Origin of the sequence: Pseudomonas sp. WS 5059 (assembly GCF_012985525.1) — a bacterium.
GTDB lineage: Bacteria > Pseudomonadota > Gammaproteobacteria > Pseudomonadales > Pseudomonadaceae > Aquipseudomonas.
Genome location: NZ_JAAQWO010000001.1, coordinates 677229 through 695307 on the forward strand (window position 1 = coordinate 677229; position 18079 = coordinate 695307).

The following is an 18079-nucleotide window of genomic DNA, read 5'->3' on the forward strand; positions in this document are numbered from 1 at the left end:
TGCAAAGTTTTTCCGGGCCGAACGGGGCCGTGCTGACATCAGGTCAGATCAATAATTGAGCATTTTTTGTAGCAGCCGGGTGGCCGGGGATAGCGTCTCGGGTGGTGCTTGATGGAGACCTATCGCCGGCAAGCCGGCTCCTACAGGTGGGGTCAGCCGGCGGGTTTGCGTGGGGCTCGAGGCTTTTTCGCGGCGGCGGGTTTTTCCGCTGGCGGCTTGGCCTTGGCCTTGGCGCCGGCCTTGGGTTTACTAGGCGTCAGAGCCTCGGCTTCAGCCAACTTGCGGGCCATTTCCCAATGGCGGGCTTCCTGGCCTTCGGGCTTACCTTCGGACTCCCAGATCTGATACGCGAATTCACGAACGCGCTTGTCTTCGGTGCTCATCGCAATGCTCCTCACAGAAAATTTCAGCTTTCTTGATCGTCAGAATGGATAAAGACATTCACCGGGAGATCCCCCAGGGCAGCGCTGATCAGTAGCTCCTTGTTGGGTGTGACTGCGCCTGTTTGCAAAAGTCCCTTCCAATTTCGCAGCGTGGCGTCGAACGGTAATGTGATCCGGGTATCGCCCCAAACCTGCGCATCCACCCGGGGCTGGGCGCTGTTTTCAAGCAGGGTGTGGGTCCAGCGCGGTACCACCACCAACAGCCATTGCCCCTGGTACTCACGGCTGAAGGCGACAACCCGTTGGGCATGCCGGCCCAGCACTTGCAGCGGTACATAGCGCCCCCTGGCAAACAGCAGCGGGTGGGCCTTGCGCAGGTTCAAGACCTGGACAATCAACGCCTGCTTGAGGTGGCCGTCACGCCAGTGCTCAAGCAAGGCATCGGGTGTTGCCGCCAGTGCCTGTTGCCGGGCACTGAAATCCACCGCCCGACGGTTGTCCGGGTCCACCAGGCTCAAATCCCAGAATTCGTCGCCCTGGTACAGGTCTGGCACGCCTGGCACGGTGTTGCGCAGCAAGGATTGCGCCAGCCCGTTCAACGCGCCGGCAGGGGCGATGGCCTCGGCTGCCGCGTGGATCGCCGTGCGCAAGGTCAGACCGGCGGGGTCGAGCAGCAAGCGGCTGAGGAAGGCTTCGACACCTTGCTCATAAACATCGTTGGGGGCGGTCCAGCTGCTGTGCAGCTTGGCTTCGCGCAGGGCCTTTTGTTGCCACTGCCAGAGGCGCTGCTGATAGTTGCCGGTGTTCTCAATGCCCAGGTCCAGGGGCCAACTGCCCAGCAGCACCTGATACAGGATCAGCTCATCGCCGGCCGAGGGGATGGCCGGATCGTCGCGCAGGGGCGCCGCCAGCCGGCGCCACTGCTGCACCTGCTCGGCATACCACGGTGCGCACTCGCTGAGCACCGCCAGGCGCGCGCGGCTGTCTTCGCCGCGCTTGTGATCGTGGGTGGCGGTGGCCAGCAGGTTATCGGGGAAGGTGTGCAGGCGGTGCTGGTTGGCGGCATGGAAGTCGGCCAGGGGCGCGCTGAACTGTTCGGTACTGAAGCCCACGTCATTGCGTGAGAGCAACACTGCCGAGCGGTAGAAGGCCGTGTCTTCCACCGCCTTGGCGGCTGCCGGCGAGGTCAGTTGCTGGAAGCGCACGCAGGCGTGCTTGAGGATCTTGCGCGGTTGCCCCACCGGGCGCTCGCGCCAGGGTTGCCCGCCGAGCCACTGTTGCAGGTAGTCGAGCACCGGCCAGTCAGCTTCGCTCAAGGTCCCACGGGCGCCGGCCAGGGCCTGTTGGAACACGCGCTCGTCCGCGGCGCTACGGCCACCTGCGCTGATATAGGTGCGGTACACCGGGAAATGCACGACCAGTTCCTGCAAGGCGCGGCGGATTGCGCCCAGGGTCAGGTCGCGACTCATCACATCCGCGCGGGCCACTTGCAGCAGGGCCTGGGCCACGCTTTCAAAATCCCCGGCGAGGGAGCCGTTGAGGATTTGTTGCCGGGCCAGCCAGGCTTCCTCGATAAACGCCGAAGGCCGCTCGGTAGCCTCGCTCCAGAGCTGGGCCAAGGCCTCGAATCCCTGGGGATCATGCTGCATCAGCGACACCTGGTTCATGAACTCATAGCCGGTGGTGCCATCGACCCGCCAGTCTTCGCGCAGGGTTTCGCCGGCGCCGAGGATCTTCTCGACAAAAATCGGCAAGTGCCGGGTCGGCGACAACCCATCCACGCGCCGCCGCAACTTACGGCAGTAGCCCCGTGGATCGGCCAGGCCGTCGATATGGTCGATGCGCAGGCCATCCACCAGGCCTTCGCTGATCAGCTGGAAAATCTTGCTGTGGGTGGCCTCGAATACGGTGGTCCGTTCCACCCGCAGGCCACCGAGCTCGTTGACGTCGAAAAAGCGCCGCCAGTTGATGTCATCCGCCGCCGTGCGCCAACTGGCCAGGCGATAGGCTTGCTGTTCCAGCAGTTGATGCAGGCGCAAAAAACCTTCGCGCTGGCGCCCGTCAAACCATTGCAGGGCGTGCTCGATGGCTGCCAGGGTCAGTGGGTCGCGGGCCTGTTGTGCCAGTTGCTGTTTAAGCTCGCCCGCCAGGGGCCAGGCATCGGCCTGATAGGCCAAGGCGCTGAAGCGGTCGGCCAGCGCTTTGAGCGGGGCATGGGCGCGCAGGATATCGCCATAGTCACTGGGGCAGATCGGGAAGCGGTGTTCGTAGTGCTCGACAAAAAAGCTGCCCTGGGCCGGGTCAAACCGCAGGGGCAGGTTGCCACTTTGCAAGGCTTCGCCGTAGTCGCTGCCAAGGAAGGGCATCAGCAGTTGGCCCTTGAGCAGCGGGTCCGGTGAATGCCACTGGATGTCGAAGAATTCGCTGTAGGGGCTCAGGCGCCCCCATTCCAGCAGGTCCAGCCACCAGGGGTTGTCGCTGCCGCCGACGGCCATATGGTTGGACACGATGTCCAGAATCAGGCCCATGCCGTGCGCGCGCAGGGCCGTTACCAGGCGGCGCAAGGCAGGTTCGCCGCCCAGTTCCGGGTTGACGGTGGTCGGGTCGACCACATCGTAGCCATGCATCGAGCCGGCGCGGGCCTTGAGCAGGGGCGAAGCGTACAGGTGGCTGATGCCCAGGCTGGCGAAATACGGCACCAGCGGCACCGCATCATCCAGGGTAAAACCCTTGTGAAATTGCAGGCGTTGGGTGGCCCGGAGCAAGACGGCGCTCATCGGTCACGCTCCAGGGCCTGATTGCGCGCCACCGCCAGCAACTCCAGGCGGCGCGCGGCGTTTTCATCGTCAAGCAGGTGCGCGGCGTCCCCCGGCAGGCGTCGGCGCCAGTTGGGGTGGGTGTCGATGGTGCCGGGCAGGTTGGCCTGTTCCTCGACGCCCAGGGCATCCTCCAGGGGCAGCAGTACCAGGGGCGCACGGGTGTGACCGAGGTAGCGCACGCTGGCATCGAGTATGTGATCAGTTTCGTTGCGCAGCTCATCACGAAAGTTCTGCGGGTCTTGCACCAAGGCCTGGCGCAGTGACTCGCGCTCGCGCTGGCGGTGCTCGCTCCATTGCTCCACCGTGGGCACGTCGATCAGCCCCAGTTGCACATTCCAGTCGATATCGCGGCTGTGCCACCAACCATTGAGTGTCGGCAGGTCGTGAGTGCTGGTGGTGGCCAGGGCGTTGTCCGGCCAGTCGAGGATCGGCGTGAAGCGCCCGCCATGGTCCTGCTCGAACAACAGCACGCGCATGCCGAGCATGGCACGGGCGCTGAGTTTTTCCCGCAGGCCCTCGGGCACCGTGCCCAGGTCTTCGCCCAGCACAATCGCCTGGTGGCGGCTGGACTCCAGGGCCAGCAGGCGCAGCAGGTCGTCTACCGGGTAATACAGGTACGCGCCTTGTTTGGGTGAAGCATCCCGGGGGATGACCCACAGCCGTTGCAGGCCCATCACATGGTCGATCCGCAGGCCGCCGGCATGGGCGAAGTTGGCCCGCAGCATTTCGATAAATGCGCGAAAGCCGTTGCGCTTCAGGCCCTCAGGAGAAAACGCGGAGATGCCCCAGCCCTGGCCGGCACGGTTGAGGATATCCGGTGGCGCGCCCACGGTCAGGTCGGCCAGCAGCTCATCCTGACGGCTCCAGGCCTGGCTGCCCGCGCCATCGGCCCCCACGGCCAGGTCGGCAATCAGGCCGATGCCCATGCCACTGCCGCGGGCGGCCTGTTGGGCGCGCGCCAGGCAGCGGGCGATCAGCCATTGGTTGAAGGCATAGAAACCGATCGCTTCGCCCTGTTCGGCGGCGAATTGCGCCAGCGCAGCGCTGGCGGGGTCGCGCCAGTCCTCGGGCCATTGGCGCCAGTCGAGGCTTTCACCGTTGGCGGCGCGCGCGGCCTGCAAGGCTTCGAAGCGGCAGTGGTTTTCCAGGGCCTCGCCACCGGCCTCGCGGAAACTGAGAAAGTCCGCCTGCTGCGGGTGCTCGCCCTGGCGAAAGTCCTCGTACAGGGCGCGCAGCAGGCGTTGCTTGGCCTTGGCGGCGGCGGGCCAGTCGATCAGGCTTTGTTGTTCCAGTTCGTGCAGCTCGTCGGCCAGTCCCGTGGACTCAATGGCGCTGTGCACGGCGCGTTCGCCGAGGATGCAACCGGGGGACGCATACAGGCTATTGAGAAACAGGCGGCTGGACGGCGAATAAGGGCTATAGCGCTCGGTATCGGCACTGAACATGGCATGCAGCGGGCTGATCGCCAGGGCGTCGACACCCCGCTCAGCGGCAGCGCGGGCCAGTTGTTCCAGGGCCTGGGTGTCGCCAAACCCACCGTCGCCGCTGCGGCGCAGGGCATACAACTGGGCACTCAGGCCCCAGGCGCGGGCAGGCTGGCTGTCCACCGCCTCGGCGACAGTGAAACAACGTTCAGGGGCCACGGCCAGGGTGAAGGATTGATCGGCGATCTGCACCCGGTGATAGCCCACGGGCAACACGCCAGGCAGGGTGGCCTGGGCATCCAGCGCAAGGTCCCGGGTACTGCCGTCCTCCAGATGAGCCTGGCACGGCGTACCCGGGGCAAAGTAGGCGGCCAGGTCCAGGCCTGCGCCCACGTCCACGGTCAACAGCGGCGCCAGGTGCCGATCCTGCTGCACGCGCTCCAGCTCTTGCAGGCTGGCGGCGATGGCGGCGTCGGTGTCGGCGGGGTGGCCAAGGCCATGGAGCACGGCACGCAGCGCGTCGGCGCTGACATGTTGCGGCCGGCCGTTGGCGTCGATCCAGTCCACCGCCAGGCCCGCACGGCTGGCGAGTATTTCCAATTGCGCTTCGCTCAAGAGTGCTCTCCAACAGATGATGAGGTGTCACCCGGCGCCAAGCTGACGCGGGCAGAGAAGGGCGTGAGTAACGCGGGGTCGTTGCTGGTGCTGAACAGTTGGCCGATAGCGGCCGGGGGCTGCAGGGTGGCCGGCCCCAGGTTGAGGTCGATCTGCAATACGCTGCCATTGCCCAGGCGCCAGCGTGCAGACACCGCGCCCTGGCCCAGGACTTGGGCGCCGAGGGCGGTGCTGCCGGGCAGGTGCGGCACGATATGCTGCTGGCGCAGGCCCAGCAGTTGCCGGTATAGCGCAGCAGGTGCCTGGGTAAACCGGGGTATGGAGCGTTCGAAAGTCTGTAGCGCGTTGGGGTCGGGAATCTGCGCGCGGCGCTGGGGATCACTGAAGGCGGCAAAATCAGCAAATTCGTTGCGCCGGCCTTCGCGCACCGCCTCGGCCAGCTCGCCGTGATGGTCGGTAAAGAACAGGAAGGGCTGCTCGGCGTTGACTTCATCCCCCATGAACAACAGCGGGATCATCGGCGACATCAATAGCAGCACGGTCGCTGCCTGCAACGCCTGGGGCGAACACAACTGGTGCAGGCGCTCGCCGAGCGCACGGTTGCCGATCTGGTCGTGATTCTGCAAAAACAGCACAAAGGCACTGGGGGGCAAATGCCCGCTGGGCTCGCCGCGTCGGGTACCGTGGCGCGTGGTCTGGCCTTGGTAGATAAACCCTTCGCCCAGGCAGCGGGCCAGCTTGGCGGTGGGGTCGTCGGCAAAATCGGCGTAGTAGGCGTCGGTCTCGCCGGTCAACAGCACATGCAAGGCGTTATGCCCGTCATCGTTCCATTGCGCATCGAAGCCTTGCTGCAACAGGCTGGCCTGATTGAATTCGTTTTCCAGGACCAGCCATACATGGCGCGCCGGGTCGACCTGCTCACGCACCCGTTGGGCCAGCTCTTTTAGGAACGAGGGGTCGTTGATGGCATGCACCGCATCCAGGCGCAGGCCATCGAAGCGGTATTCGAGGAGCCACATCAGGGCGTTGTCGATAAAGAAGTCGCGCACTTCGCGGCGGCCAAAGTCGATCCCGGCGCCCCAGGGGGTGTGGGTGTCTTCGTGGAAAAAGCCCTTGGCGTACTGGCCCAGGTAATTGCCGTCGGGGCCGAAGTGGTTGTAGACCACATCGAGGATCACCGCCAGGCCATGCTCGTGGGCACTGTCGATCAGCTGTTTCAACTGCTCCGGCGTGCCCAGGGACGCTTGCGGTGCATAGGGCAGTACCCCGTCGTAACCCCAATTGCGCTCGCCGGGATACTGCGCCAAGGGCATCAGTTCGATGGCGGTGACGCCCAGTTCCGCCAGGCGCGGCAAGTGCTGCTCCACCGCGGCGTAGCCCCCGAGTATCCCCACATGCAGCTCGTAGATCACCGCTTCATGCCAGGGCCGGCCTTGCCAGGCGCCGTGGCGCCAGGGGTAGGCCAGGGGGTCGACCACCACGCTGTCACCCTGCACACCTGCGTATTGGAGGCGCGAGGCCGGGTCCGGCACATCCAGCTCGCCATCGATGTTGTAGTGGTAGCGGGTGCCAGCCCCACAGCGCACGTAGGCGACAAACCAGCCCTCTGCCTGGGGCAGCATGGGCACCGACTGACCCTCGTGCAGCTCGACGCTGACATAAAACGCGTCAGGTGCCCATAGGGCGAAGCGGGTGTGTTGCGCATCCTGCATGATCGCGCCGTGGGGCCATGTTTCCAGAGTCCGTAACGGCATCTATCCTGACCTCTTTATACTTTCCCTGATTTTCCCAGCGCTTTCGCTACCAGTTGCTCGTAAAGTTCGGCATAGGGTTCCACCGCCTGGCACCAGTTGAACGGCGCGGCCATGGCCCGGCAGCGCATGGCGTTGAGGAGGCCTGGGAAGGCAAACACCTTGAAGGCACGGGCGAGGGCGGCTTCGTAGCTTTGTACGGTGGATTCGTCGAACAGAAAGCCGGTCACGCCGTCTTCAATAGTGTCTGCCAGGCCACCGGTATTGCGCGCCACCGGCAGCGAGCCGAAACGCTGGGCGTACATCTGGCTCAAGCCGCAGGGCTCGTAGCGCGAGGGCATCAACAAGAAGTCGCTGCCGGCAAACATGCGGCGCGCGTCGGTTTCGTTGAAGCCGATGCGTACACCGATGCGGCCGGGGAATCGCAGGGCCAGGGCGCGCATGGCCTGTTCTTCTTCCGGCTCGCCGCGGCCGATAATGGCAATTTGCCCGCCGTTTTCCACGATAAACCCGGCGACGGCTTCGGTCAGGTCCAGGCCTTTCTGGTACACCAGGCGCGAGACCACGGCAAACAGGGGGCCGGTGGACTCGTCCAGGCCAAACAGCTTGCGCACATGGCTGGCGTTGACCGCCTTGCCTTGCCAGTCGCCGATATTGAATGGGTGATCCAGATGCGGGTCGGTGGACGATTCCCAGCTTTCATCGATGCCGTTGGGGATACCACTGAGCAGGCCTTGCTGGGTCTTGCTGGCGAGAAAGCCATCCAGGCCGCAGCCGAACTCGGGCGTGGTGATTTCCCGGGCATAGGTGGCGCTGACCGTGGTGATGTGACTGGAATACGCCATGCCGGCCTTGAGAAACGACATCTTGCCGTAGAATTCCATGCCTTCTTGTTGCAAGGCATGTTCGGGAATCCCCAGCTCCGGGCACGAGGCCAGGCTGACCACACCCTGGTAGGCCAGGTTATGGATGGTAAACAGCGTAGGGGTGCGTGACCCACGCCAGTGCATGTACGCCGGGGCCAGGCCGGCTGGCCAGTCATGGGCGTGCACCAGGTCCGGGCACCAATGGATTTGCGCAAGGTTGGCGGCAATATCGGCGGCGGCCAGGCCCAGGCGGGCGAAGCGGATGTGGTTGTCGGGCCAGTCGCGACCATTGTTGGCGCCATAGGGCGTGCCTTCACGCTCGTACAGTTCGGGGCAGATCAGTACATAGATGACCAGGCCGTCCTTGAGGTCCATGCGCCCGATCTTGCACGGTGGTAGCGCGGCATGCCCGCCCAGTTCGCCGATGATGTGGATCGGGTTGTCGCTGTCCAGCACCTGGCGGTAGCCCGGAATCAGCACCCGCACATCGTGCAGGTGGGCCATGGCACGGGGCAGGGCAGCGGACACATCGCCCAGGCCACCGGTTTTCACCAGGTCGGCCAACTCCGAGGTCACAAACAGCACTTTCTTGCGATTGGGGTTTTGAGACGAGACCGGCCGCACTGCGCCGGGCAGGTCAACCAAGGCGGTTGGCCCATCGACCGGCTGACTGAAACGCTGTCCCTGAATTCCCGAAGCGGCACTGATCATAGTTCTCTCCCATGTGGTGGTCAGCCGAGAGCCTGGCGCCCTCAGCGAAAGTCAACCGCGTCCTGCGGTCACGCGCACTAGCACTGCACAGACTGGCAAGGCTTATGCCAATTGCACCGAACTGATAAATAGATTGGATGGGCGGACGTCCGGCTGGCGCCGGTGGCGTGCGTCCTACCTTAAACCTGACCTACGGCAGAGTTGGAAAGTTTCGATTTATTGCGGGGGCTTTTGTTCTGATCGTGACCCATCGGTCATCAGTCTAGGACACAGCCCAGAGCCTGCAAGGCTTGTAGGATAATTTTGTAGGACAATATTATTTTTCAGGCAGGCGCCTCCCTTGCAGGAGCCGGCTTGCCGGTGATGGCGACCTTGGGGAGTGCGTCGCTGCTGAGGGCTTCATCGCCGGCAAGCCGGCTCCTACGGGGGGATCGCCTCTTGATGGGGCATCGGGGTTGGGCTGCTCGATAGTGGTGCGGGATGCTACTTAAAGTGATTTGTTAAGAGTTAATACCCATATAAATCAATATCTTGATGTATATATGTGAAGCTATTTATCATGTCAGGCTGCGCAAGACCCGCCCACTGGCCCACGCCTGGATATCCTCGATCATCTGCCCATAGAACTGCCGGTAGTTGCGCGCGCTGACATAACCCACATGGGGGGTGGCCAACACGTTGGGCAGATGGCGAAACGGGTGGTCGACCGGCAAGGGCTCCTGCTCGAACACATCCAGTGCCGCGCCCGCCAGTCGCCCATCGCGCAGCGCATCGATCAGGGCCGCCTCATCGACGATCGGCCCGCGCGCCGTGTTCACCAGGCGTGCGCCGGGTTTCATCCAGCCCAGGGCCTGGGCATCCACCATGCCGCGGCTGCGCTCGCTGAGTACCAGATGAATCGACAGCACGTCGGCCTGTTCGAACAGTTCGCGCTTGCTGACCCAGGTCACGCCTACATCGGCGGCGCGTTGCGCAGTGAGGTTTTCACTCCAGGCGATCACGCGCATGCCAAACACCTGGCCAAACTGCGCGACACGCTGGCCGATACTGCCCAGCCCGAGGATACCCAGGGTCTGGCCATGCAGATCGCCGCCCAGCCCTTGCTGCCACTGGCCGGCACGCAAGGAGCTCGCTTCGGCCAGCAGATTGCGGGTGGAGGCCATGATCAGGGCCCAGGTCAGCTCCGGTGCCGCGTGTTTGTAGCTGTCGGTGCCACACACCTGGATACCCAGGGCCTTGGCGGCGCCAAGGTCGATGGCGGCATTGCGCATGCCGCCGGTGACCAGCAACTTGAGCCCCGGCAGCCCTTGCAGCAGCGCCTGGTCAAACACTGTGCGCTCGCGCATCACGCAAATCACCGCAAAACCCTGCAAGCGTGCGATCAAGGTGGCGGTGTCGGCAGGGTAGTCGTGAAGGAAACGCACTTGGCCGATCGCCTCCAGGGCGGACCAGTCCACCACGTCGCGGGCCACATCTTGCCAATCATCAATGACTGCGATCTGAACTGACATGCACGGTGCCTCGCTTAGTGGGAATTAGAGCGCCTTGAGCCCTTGCAGCAGCGCCTGGTGGAAGCGCGCGGGTTCTTCCATTTGTGGTGCGTGGCCCAGGCCCGGGAACTCCACCAGGGTCGAGTGGGGAATGAGCTTGGCCACTTGCTTGCCCAGTTCGTTGTACCGGCCGATCTTGGCCTTGACCTCGGGCGGCGCGCTATCACTGCCGATGGCGGTGATATCGGACGTACCGATCAGTAGCAGGGTCGGGACCTGCAGGTCCTTGAACTCGTAGTACACCGGCTGGGTGAAGATCATGTCGTAAATCAACGCCGAATTCCACGCCACCCGCTTATGGCCCGGGCCCTGGTTCAGGCCGACGAGCATGTCCACCCAACGCTCGTATTCAGGCTTCCAGCGCCCGTCGTAGTAGGTCTTGCGCTCGTACTCGCGCACGCCGTCGGCGCTCAGTTTCAGTTCGCGCTCATACCATTGGTCGACGCTGCGATAGGGCACGCCCAGGGCTTTCCAGTCTTCCAGGCCGATCGGGTTGACCAGCGCCAGTTGCTCGGTCTGTGTGGGGTAAAGCAGGGCATAGCGGGTAGCCAGCATGCCACCGGTGGAATGGCCGACCAGGGTCGCCTTGGGAATGCCGAGTTTTTGCAGGAGTTGATGGGTGTTGATTGCCAACTGCTGGAAGCTGTACTGGTAGTGCTCAGGCTTGGTGGAGGTGCAGAAGCCGATCTGGTCCGGTGCGATCACCCGGTAGCCGGCCTCGCTCAGGGCCTTGATCGACGCCTCCCAGGTCGCGCCGCAGAAGTTCTTGCCATGCATCAACACCACGCTGCGGCCATTGGCGGGGCCTTTGGCCGGCACGTCCATATAGCCCATTTGCACTGCTTGGCCCTGGGACTGGAAATCGAAATGTTCGACCGGGTAGGGGTATTGGAAACCTTGCAACTGCGGGCCGTAGCTTGGGTTTTGCGTGGCTGCCAAGGCAGGGAGGGCGCAGGTGGCCAGCAGGCCGGCAAGGAGAAACGAACGTGTCAGCGGCATGGGAAAGCTCCAGGGACGATGCTCCCGGATGCTGTGGCGGGGGGATTAAGCGGGGATTAACCCGTCGCCGCAGGCCCAGTGCAGCAACGCACATTGCTTACATCCAATGCAACGTAAGCATTGCCACCACCGCATACCGGGCCGCCTTGGCCAGGCTGACGATCAGCACAAAACGCCACAGCGGCTCCTTCATTACCCCGGCCACCAGGGTCAGCGGGTCGCCGATGATCGGCACCCAACTGAGCAGCAGTGACCAATGCCCCCAGCGGCGATAATGGCCGCGGGACTTTTCCAACTGCGCGGCGCTTAGTGGGAACCAGCGTCGATCCTTGAACAGCTCGACCGAGCGGCCCAGCAGCCAGTTGACCAGCGAACCCAGGACGTTGCCCAGGGTCGCGATCCCGAGCAGCAACCACACCGCGTAGTTGCCGTTGAGCAGCAGCGCGACCAGTACCGCTTCCGATTGCAGTGGTAACAGCGTAGCCGCGCCAAAGGCGCTGAAAAATAGCCCGGCATACCCAGCGAGCATTGATCAGTGGGCCGGGTATTGGGCTACCACTACATCTTTGCCTTCGCGGGTCAGGCCGATGACTTGATAGGCGTCGCTCATACCATCCATTTCCATGCCCGGCGAGCCCATGGGCATGCCTGGGGCGGCGATGCCCAACAAGTCGTCACGTTTGCGCAGGGCCAGCACCTGATCAGCAGGCACGTGGCCTTCGACGAATTTGCCGTCGATCACGGCGGTATGGCAGGACGCCAGGCGCGGCGCCACGCCCAGGCGCTGCTTGACCGAACTCATGTCCGCTTCCACATGGTCGTTGACCTTGAATCCGTTGCTTTCAAGGTGGCTGATCCATTTCTTGCAGCAACCGCAGTTGGCATCGCGGTGCACGTCAATCGGGATCAGTTCGGCGGCCTGGGCCAGGGTGGTCATGAACAGGGCGGACAGCAAAGTCAGGCGCAGGGTGGTTTTCATAGACAGGTCCCATCGGTTACGGAGTGCGCAAAGAGGGCGCATTGTCCGCGCTTTTGCGAATCAGGTGAGGTGGTTATGTTTCGAAATTATACGGACACGCGACAACCCCGCAGCTTAAGGTGCGCAGCTGTCAGCCAACTGAGGCAAAGATGACAATTTTGTCAGTTCAGGACGATTCCAGGCGCTGCTTGAGCTGGTCCATGGCCTGCTCCGACAGCTCTACCATGCGCGTTTGCAAGGTGCGCAGCTGCAGTTCGGTCTCATAGCTCAGCACCCGGGTGAACAAAGTGCCGCTACCTTGAGGCTGGAGTAAGTAATGAATACTGCCATCGACCGCAAGGGAGGTGAACACGGTCTTGAATTCCCGGGGCGGCACGGCGATTTGCACCCGGTAGCTCATGGGTACACGTACCCCCAGTAGGTCGATCGTCTCGGTGAAGCGCTGACCGGCAGGCAGTGAACCGCTGGTGCCGGTGTCCGCGCCCAGGGACGTGGGATGCCATTCATGCCAGCGATCCGGCTGGGTCACGTAGTCGTAGACGGCTTCGATAGGGGCTTGGATGTAGCGTTCCTGGCTGATTCGCTCGACGCGGAGCGGGTGCTCGACTGCATTCATGACACACCTCCTGTGTGGCTAGGAACTGTCAGAATAGTCGCACTCCCGTACAACGCACGGGAGTCTTCAGGCTTTTTCGAAGGGTTCGCAGCAAGGCCTATAGCTGATAGTTCTTCAGCTCCCGAGCAATCACCAGGCGCTGGATCTCGCTGGTGCCCTCATAAATCTGCGTAATCCGCGCATCCCGGTAGTAACGCTCCACCGGGTAGTCTTCCAGGTAGCCATAGCCGCCATGGATCTGCATCGCAGATGAGCAGACCTTCTCGGCCATTTCCGACGCGAATAGCTTGGCCTGGGAGGCTTCGGACAGGCACGGTTTGCCGGCACTGCGCAAACGCGCGGCATGCAGGATCAGCAGCCGTGCGGCATTGAGGCGGGTCTGCATGTCAGCCAGCAGGTTGGCCACGCTCTGGTGCTCGATGATGGCCTTGTCGAACTGCACCCGGTCACGGGCGTAGGCCAATGCGGCTTCAAAGGCTGCACGGGCGATGCCCAAGGCCTGGGCGGCGATGCCGATGCGCCCACCTTCGAGGTTGGACAGGGCAATGGCCAGGCCCTTGCCGCGCTCGCCGAGCAGGTTGGCCTCGGCCACGCTGCACTGGCTAAGGGTTACCGCGCAGGTGTCCGAGGCACGGATGCCCATCTTGTGTTCGGTACGGTCCACGGTGAAGCCTGGGGTAGCGGAGGGCACCAGGAACGCCGAAATACCTTTCTTGCCCAGCTCCGGGTCGGTCACGGCAAACACAATCGCCAGCTTGGCGCGCTTGCCGTTGCTAACGAACTGTTTGGCGCCGTTGATCACCCACTGGCCATCGCGCAGTTCGGCGCGAGTGCGCAGGTTGTGGGCTTCGGAGCCGGCCTGGGGTTCGGTCAGGCAGAAACAACCGATGGCCTGGCCGCTGGCCAACTCGGCCAACCAGGTCTCTTTTTGCGCAGCTGTGCCGTAGTTGAGGATTGGGCCGCAACCCACTGAATTATGGATACTCATCAGTGCGCCTACTGCACCGTCACCCGCAGAAATCTCCTCGACGGCCAGGGCATAGGCCACGTAGTCCACATAAGTGCCGCCCCATTCTTCCGGCACCACCATGCCCAACAGTCCCAGTTCGCCCATCTTGGCTACCAGGCCGTCGTCGATCCAGCCGGCTTTTTCCCAGGCCTGGGCATGGGGAGCGATTTCGCCACGGGCAAAGTCGCGCGCCATGTCGCGGATCATGACTTGTTCTTCTGTAAATTCAATATCTTGCATGGGTTAGTTCCCGTTCTTCGCGAAGTCTTGGAAGAAGCTGTCGACATGGCGCTGGTCCAGTGCCGCTAACGTTGGCGGGTTCCAGCGCGGGGCTTTGTCCTTGTCGATCAACAATGCGCGTACGCCTTCGATCAGGTCGCCACGGGCGAACCACTGGCGGTCCAGGTGCAGTTCCAGGGCAAAGCAGTCTTCCAGCGCTAGGTGCCGTCCACGTCGCAGCATCTGCAGGGTCACGGCCATGGCCAATGGCGAGCGGGTGTGCATCAGTTGCGCTGTGCTCACGGCCCATTCATGGCTGTCGGCAACGGTCACTTGTTGCAGCTGTTCGACAATGCTCGGTACGTCGGGCTGGGCAAAGAAGTGGTCGATGGCCGGGCGCAGGGCCGCCAGCGGCGCATCCGGCAATTGTTGCACGGCGAGCTTGGCCAGCAGGCCTTGCAGATCCTTGAGTGGCGAGTCGCGCCATTGCAGGTGGTCGAGTTTGTGGTCCAGCTCCGCCAGCCTGGCGCTGTCCAGGTACCAATCAGCCAGCCCGCAATACAAAGCGTCGGCGGCGCGAATCTGCACCCCGGTCACGCCCAGGTAAATCCCCAGTTCGCCGGGAATGCGCGGCAGGAAGTAGCTGCCGCCCACATCCGGGAAATAACCGATGGCCACTTCCGGCATGGCCAGGCGGCTGCGCTCGGTGACTACCCGCAGGTCGGCACCCTGGACCAGGCCCATGCCGCCGCCCAGGACAAAGCCGTCCATCAGGGCGAGGATCGGCTTGCGGTAGTGATGGATGGCCAGGTCGAGGGCATATTCCTCGACGAAGAAGTCTTCGTGCAGGGTGTCGCCGCTCTTGAAGCTGTCGTACAGCGAGCGGATATCGCCACCGGCGCAGAAGGCCTTTTCACCGGCGCCGCGCAACACCACAGCGTGCACCTCGGGCGCATCGGCCCAGGCGCGCAAATGCGCCGAGAGGCTGCGGACCATGTCCAGGGTGATGGCGTTGAGGCCGGCGGGGCGGTTGAGGGTCAGGTGGCCGATGTGGTTGCGTACTTCGGCCAGGACGCTGTCCTGGGAGGACTCGGTGCTGCGTGTCGCCTGGGACTGAGCCTGAGCAGTCATCTGTAACTCCCTGCTTTTATTGTTCTTTATCAAAGTGTTCGCGGGCGAACCATCTCCGGATCGTACCAGTGCAAATTTGCCCAGTACAAGCCGGAATCCTGCAGGTCATCTTTGCATTTATGCAGCGAGGCATTCGATAAAAAACTGGGCAGGCTTGGCTAGACCCGGCTGGCCAGCACCTGGCTGATACTGCGGCGGCGGGCATGGTCTTCGGCGATATGGATCAGTTCCTCCAGTTCGCTGGGGGTAACGTCAAAAAACTGCTCCATTTGCGCCAACGCTTGTTCCAGGTCTGCGGCGGTGATTTTTGCATCCACCTCTGGGGACGGCGTCGGCACCACCACTGGGGTTTCAGCCGGGCCCTTGGGGTAACGGGTGCGGGTCAGGTTGTTGTAGGCCAGGGCCGACAGCAGCAAGGTGCCAGCGCCGAGCATGACCGGGCCGACTTCCTGCCAGCCCAGGGCGATGGTGGCCGGGTCGGCCAGCACCAGGGTCATGGCCAATCCACCGGAAGGCGGGTGCAGGCAACGCAGCCAGCACATCAGGATCAACGCCATGCCCGCCGCGAGACAGGCGCTGCCCAGGGTCCGGCCCAAGACGCGGGCCACCAGCAAGGCCACCACACTGGCGCATAGATAGCTGCCAATAATCGACCATGGCTGGGCGAGGGCCCCCGATGACACCGCAAACAACAGCACGGCGGAGGCGCCCAGCGGGCCCAGCAGGTGCATGGCCACTTCCAGGCCATACACCTGGGCACAGAGCCATACGGTAAACAGGGTGCCCAGGGCCATGCCGATGGCGGCACGACTCCATTCGGCGGGACGGGTATTGATGGCAGCGGGGAACCAGCGAGCGAGCATTGCGGGGCAGTCCGATCTTGAAAGGCAAAAAAAGGGCTTTGCGGTTTCCCGTAAAGCCCTTCGAAAGTTCCAACATTTGGGGGAGGAACCGGCGCAGTGTGCCGATCAATCAACACTGGCGCCAATGCATATTAATGCAGGTTAAGTGCAGTAATTTTGCATCAAGCCCACCGGGGCCCTGAGCAGACCTTGCCCAGGACACGCTCGTGGTTCTCGGCATTGATCAGCGATTTGTGCACGCTTTCCCGCAACTGTGGGTCGCTGGCCAACGGCCCCTTGAGTGCGACCAGGGCGTCGCGCAGTTCCATCAGGCGGTCGAGGGTGGGCAGGGGGATATAGCCGACGTGTACAGGCTCGGCAGCAACAGGCAATTGCTCGTCAGGCACGGCAGCGGTCCTCTGAGGGCAGTAACGATGTGGCGCGAATGGTGGCGCAAATGTAAAACGAGTTTACCGGTGGGGTCAGAGAGCCGGTAGGGGAACCGCTACCGGCATTTACGGATACAAACGTAGGAGCTTTCTTGATGACTCACACTCAAGGCGCAAGCGGCTCCAGATGCAGCAGCACATAGGGGTTTTTATCGAACTGCCCGACAAGCACCGGCGTTAATCCGCGCCAGCGCGGCTCCTCCAGGCCATCGAATTGCGCCTTGTCCATCACCAGCCACGCCGGCGCCGGCAGCGCTGCGAGGTCGGCAGGTGCCTGGGTGAACAGCGGCACCCGGTCACACTCCACATTGACCATGAATTTGATGGCCTTGGCGTCTTTGCCCAGGCCATGCAACACCAGCGGCGCGGGGTCCTGGCGAATCAGCGCCTGCGCCTCGCGGGCAAAGGTGCGGGTGTCATACAGGCGGCGTTCCAGGGGTTCGACCACCAGGATGTACACGCTCCACACCGCCAGCACCGCGCAAAACGCCGGCCCCACAGGGCGCCAGCGCCACTTCACAAGCATCGCGACGGCAACGACCTGCAAGCCGATCAACAGGCCCAGCGCGCCCTGGAAATGCTCCACCTGCGCGCCAAAACGATGCCGGGCCACCAGCAGCGCGCCGACCAGTAAACCCGGAGCCAGTGCCCATAACCCCAGCATCAAGCGCCGTAGCCCCTTGAACAGGCGCCCATCCGCCCGATGAAACGGATACGCGGCGATGATCGCCACCATGGGCATCATCGGTAACACATAGCGGGCTTTCTTCGCCTCGGGGATCGACAGGCCCAGCATCACGATCAACCCCGCTGCGATGCATCCCAGCAGCAATTGCCAGCCGCTATCGGACGCGCGCCGGCCTCTTTGCAGCACCGCCAGCAGCGTCAACAGGGCCAGCGGGTACGCCGGGGCGTAGTTGCCCAGGGAACTGCTGAAGTAATACAGCACGCTGCTGGAGCCTTCGCGGCCGTCCATGCGCCCAAGGAACTGCATGCGGATCACGTCCTGCATAAAGGCCTCGCCGCCACTGAGCTTGGCCAGCAACAGCAGCAAGCCCACGCACGCCACCAGCAACGCCAGGGCCAGCAGGCCGAAGCTGAACAACGGCCGCCATTGGCGGTTGAGCAGGTAATAGGCGCACAACACCCCAGTGGGGATCACCAGGCCGATGGGCCCGCGAATGGCAAACCCCAGCAGCAACAGGAGTAACAGCCACGGCAGGCGCCGGGGGCTGGCGAAATGATCATGGGCATAGCCCAGGTAAAACACCGCCAGGGTCACCGCCGCCAGCATCTGGTCCAGGGAAACCGAGCGGGTTTCGCTGATAAACGTGCTGCTGAGTAACAGCAACGCGATGCTCAGCAGCGCCCAACGCCGGGAGTAAGGCGCCGTCAGGCGGTAGACCAGGGCAACGATGACCGCCGCAGCGATGGCCGTCGGCAGCCACGCACTAAGGCTGGTGACGCGCCCCAGGGGCAGCGACAACAGCCAGGTCAGCAGGGTCGAGGTCGAGAGGTAATCGGCATATGGCTGGCCATAGGTGGTGGGGAAAAACCCCGGCCCGTGGCGCAGCATTTCCTGGGCGAACAGCACGAAGCGCGAGTCGAAACCGATAATTGCCTGGTCCCAGTTACCGGCGACAAACAGCAACAGGGCCAGCAGCCCGACGCCCCAGGACTGGCGGCGCAAGGCAGGCGCGAGCAGCGTGTCCACGC

At 63.3% G+C, this 18079-nt stretch carries 15 protein-coding genes; all 15 read right to left on the bottom strand.

Annotation, left to right across the window (positions count from 1 at the left end; genetic code table 11):
• Positions 1–152 precede the first annotated feature (152 nt).
• Positions 153–383, bottom strand: a complete 231-nt coding sequence (locus tag HBO12_RS02915) for a DUF2934 domain-containing protein (RefSeq protein ID WP_169951764.1) — start codon at positions 381–383, stop codon at positions 153–155.
• Positions 384–406: 23 nt separating this feature from the next.
• On the bottom strand, positions 407–3160 hold the full coding sequence (locus HBO12_RS02920) for a malto-oligosyltrehalose synthase (protein WP_170041379.1): 2754 nt from the start codon (positions 3158–3160) through the stop codon (positions 407–409).
• Entirely contained in the window at positions 3157–5241 is a 2085-nt protein-coding gene (gene malQ, locus HBO12_RS02925; protein WP_170041380.1) for a 4-alpha-glucanotransferase, read from the bottom strand. The genes HBO12_RS02920 and malQ overlap by 4 nt, the downstream gene beginning before the upstream one ends.
• The gene (gene treZ, locus HBO12_RS02930) at positions 5238–6995 is read right to left on the bottom strand and encodes a malto-oligosyltrehalose trehalohydrolase (RefSeq protein ID WP_170041381.1); all 1758 of its coding nucleotides are present in this window, start codon (positions 6993–6995) and stop codon (positions 5238–5240) included. The genes malQ and treZ overlap by 4 nt, the downstream gene beginning before the upstream one ends.
• A 14-nt stretch (positions 6996–7009) precedes the next feature.
• On the bottom strand, positions 7010–8569 hold the full coding sequence (gene glgA / locus HBO12_RS02935; RefSeq protein WP_169951756.1) for a glycogen synthase GlgA: 1560 nt from the start codon (positions 8567–8569) through the stop codon (positions 7010–7012).
• A 557-nt stretch (positions 8570–9126) separates the two neighbouring features.
• The gene (locus HBO12_RS02940) at positions 9127–10080 is read right to left on the bottom strand and encodes a D-2-hydroxyacid dehydrogenase family protein (RefSeq protein WP_170041382.1); all 954 of its coding nucleotides are present in this window, start codon (positions 10078–10080) and stop codon (positions 9127–9129) included.
• A 24-nt stretch (positions 10081–10104) separates the two neighbouring features.
• Positions 10105–11118: an alpha/beta fold hydrolase gene (locus HBO12_RS02945; RefSeq protein WP_169951750.1), complete on the bottom strand. Its 1014-nt coding sequence runs from the start codon at positions 11116–11118 to the stop codon at positions 10105–10107.
• A gap of 97 nt (positions 11119–11215) precedes the next feature.
• On the bottom strand, positions 11216–11647 hold the full coding sequence (locus tag HBO12_RS02950) for a YqaA family protein (protein WP_169951748.1): 432 nt from the start codon (positions 11645–11647) through the stop codon (positions 11216–11218).
• Between the two features lie 3 nt (positions 11648–11650).
• Positions 11651–12097 carry a DUF411 domain-containing protein gene (locus tag HBO12_RS02955; protein WP_170041383.1) on the bottom strand — a complete coding sequence of 149 codons (447 nt, stop codon included), beginning with the start codon at positions 12095–12097 and terminating at the stop codon, positions 11651–11653.
• A 166-nt stretch (positions 12098–12263) separates the two neighbouring features.
• Complete coding sequence (locus HBO12_RS02960) at positions 12264–12713, bottom strand: SRPBCC family protein (protein ID WP_169951744.1); 450 nt, start codon at positions 12711–12713, stop codon at positions 12264–12266.
• Between the two features lie 97 nt (positions 12714–12810).
• Positions 12811–13962: an acyl-CoA dehydrogenase family protein gene (locus tag HBO12_RS02965; protein ID WP_170041384.1), complete on the bottom strand. Its 1152-nt coding sequence runs from the start codon at positions 13960–13962 to the stop codon at positions 12811–12813.
• 3 nt (positions 13963–13965) lie between these two features.
• The gene (locus HBO12_RS02970) at positions 13966–15072 is read right to left on the bottom strand and encodes an enoyl-CoA hydratase/isomerase family protein (protein WP_170041385.1); all 1107 of its coding nucleotides are present in this window, start codon (positions 15070–15072) and stop codon (positions 13966–13968) included.
• 158 nt (positions 15073–15230) lie between these two features.
• Complete coding sequence (locus HBO12_RS02975) at positions 15231–15935, bottom strand: HPP family protein (RefSeq protein ID WP_169951738.1); 705 nt, start codon at positions 15933–15935, stop codon at positions 15231–15233.
• A gap of 161 nt (positions 15936–16096) precedes the next feature.
• Positions 16097–16264 carry a type VI secretion system contractile sheath small subunit gene (locus HBO12_RS02980; protein WP_262376917.1) on the bottom strand — a complete coding sequence of 56 codons (168 nt, stop codon included), beginning with the start codon at positions 16262–16264 and terminating at the stop codon, positions 16097–16099.
• Between the two features lie 205 nt (positions 16265–16469).
• Positions 16470–18077: a phospholipid carrier-dependent glycosyltransferase gene (locus HBO12_RS02985; protein WP_170041386.1), complete on the bottom strand. Its 1608-nt coding sequence runs from the start codon at positions 18075–18077 to the stop codon at positions 16470–16472.
• Positions 18078–18079: the final 2 nt, after the last annotated feature.

Excerpts from the sequence above, each read along its gene's own strand:
- glgA (WP_169951756.1), bottom strand. The coding sequence starts at position 8,569 with ATGATCAGTGCCGCTTCGGGAATTCAGGGACAGCGTTTCAGTCAGCCG.
- treZ (WP_170041381.1), bottom strand. The coding sequence starts at position 6,995 with ATGCCGTTACGGACTCTGGAAACATGGCCCCACGGCGCGATCATGCAG.
- HBO12_RS02940 (WP_170041382.1), bottom strand. The coding sequence starts at position 10,080 with ATGTCAGTTCAGATCGCAGTCATTGATGATTGGCAAGATGTGGCCCGC.
- HBO12_RS02960 (WP_169951744.1), bottom strand. The coding sequence starts at position 12,713 with ATGAATGCAGTCGAGCACCCGCTCCGCGTCGAGCGAATCAGCCAGGAA.
- HBO12_RS02920 (WP_170041379.1), bottom strand. The coding sequence starts at position 3,160 with ATGAGCGCCGTCTTGCTCCGGGCCACCCAACGCCTGCAATTTCACAAG.
- HBO12_RS02975 (WP_169951738.1), bottom strand. The coding sequence starts at position 15,935 with ATGCTCGCTCGCTGGTTCCCCGCTGCCATCAATACCCGTCCCGCCGAA.
- HBO12_RS02945 (WP_169951750.1), bottom strand. The coding sequence starts at position 11,118 with ATGCCGCTGACACGTTCGTTTCTCCTTGCCGGCCTGCTGGCCACCTGC.
- HBO12_RS02955 (WP_170041383.1), bottom strand. The coding sequence starts at position 12,097 with ATGAAAACCACCCTGCGCCTGACTTTGCTGTCCGCCCTGTTCATGACC.
- HBO12_RS02915 (WP_169951764.1), bottom strand. The coding sequence starts at position 383 with ATGAGCACCGAAGACAAGCGCGTTCGTGAATTCGCGTATCAGATCTGG.
- HBO12_RS02950 (WP_169951748.1), bottom strand. The coding sequence starts at position 11,647 with ATGCTCGCTGGGTATGCCGGGCTATTTTTCAGCGCCTTTGGCGCGGCT.
- HBO12_RS02970 (WP_170041385.1), bottom strand. The coding sequence starts at position 15,072 with ATGACTGCTCAGGCTCAGTCCCAGGCGACACGCAGCACCGAGTCCTCC.
- HBO12_RS02965 (WP_170041384.1), bottom strand. The coding sequence starts at position 13,962 with ATGCAAGATATTGAATTTACAGAAGAACAAGTCATGATCCGCGACATG.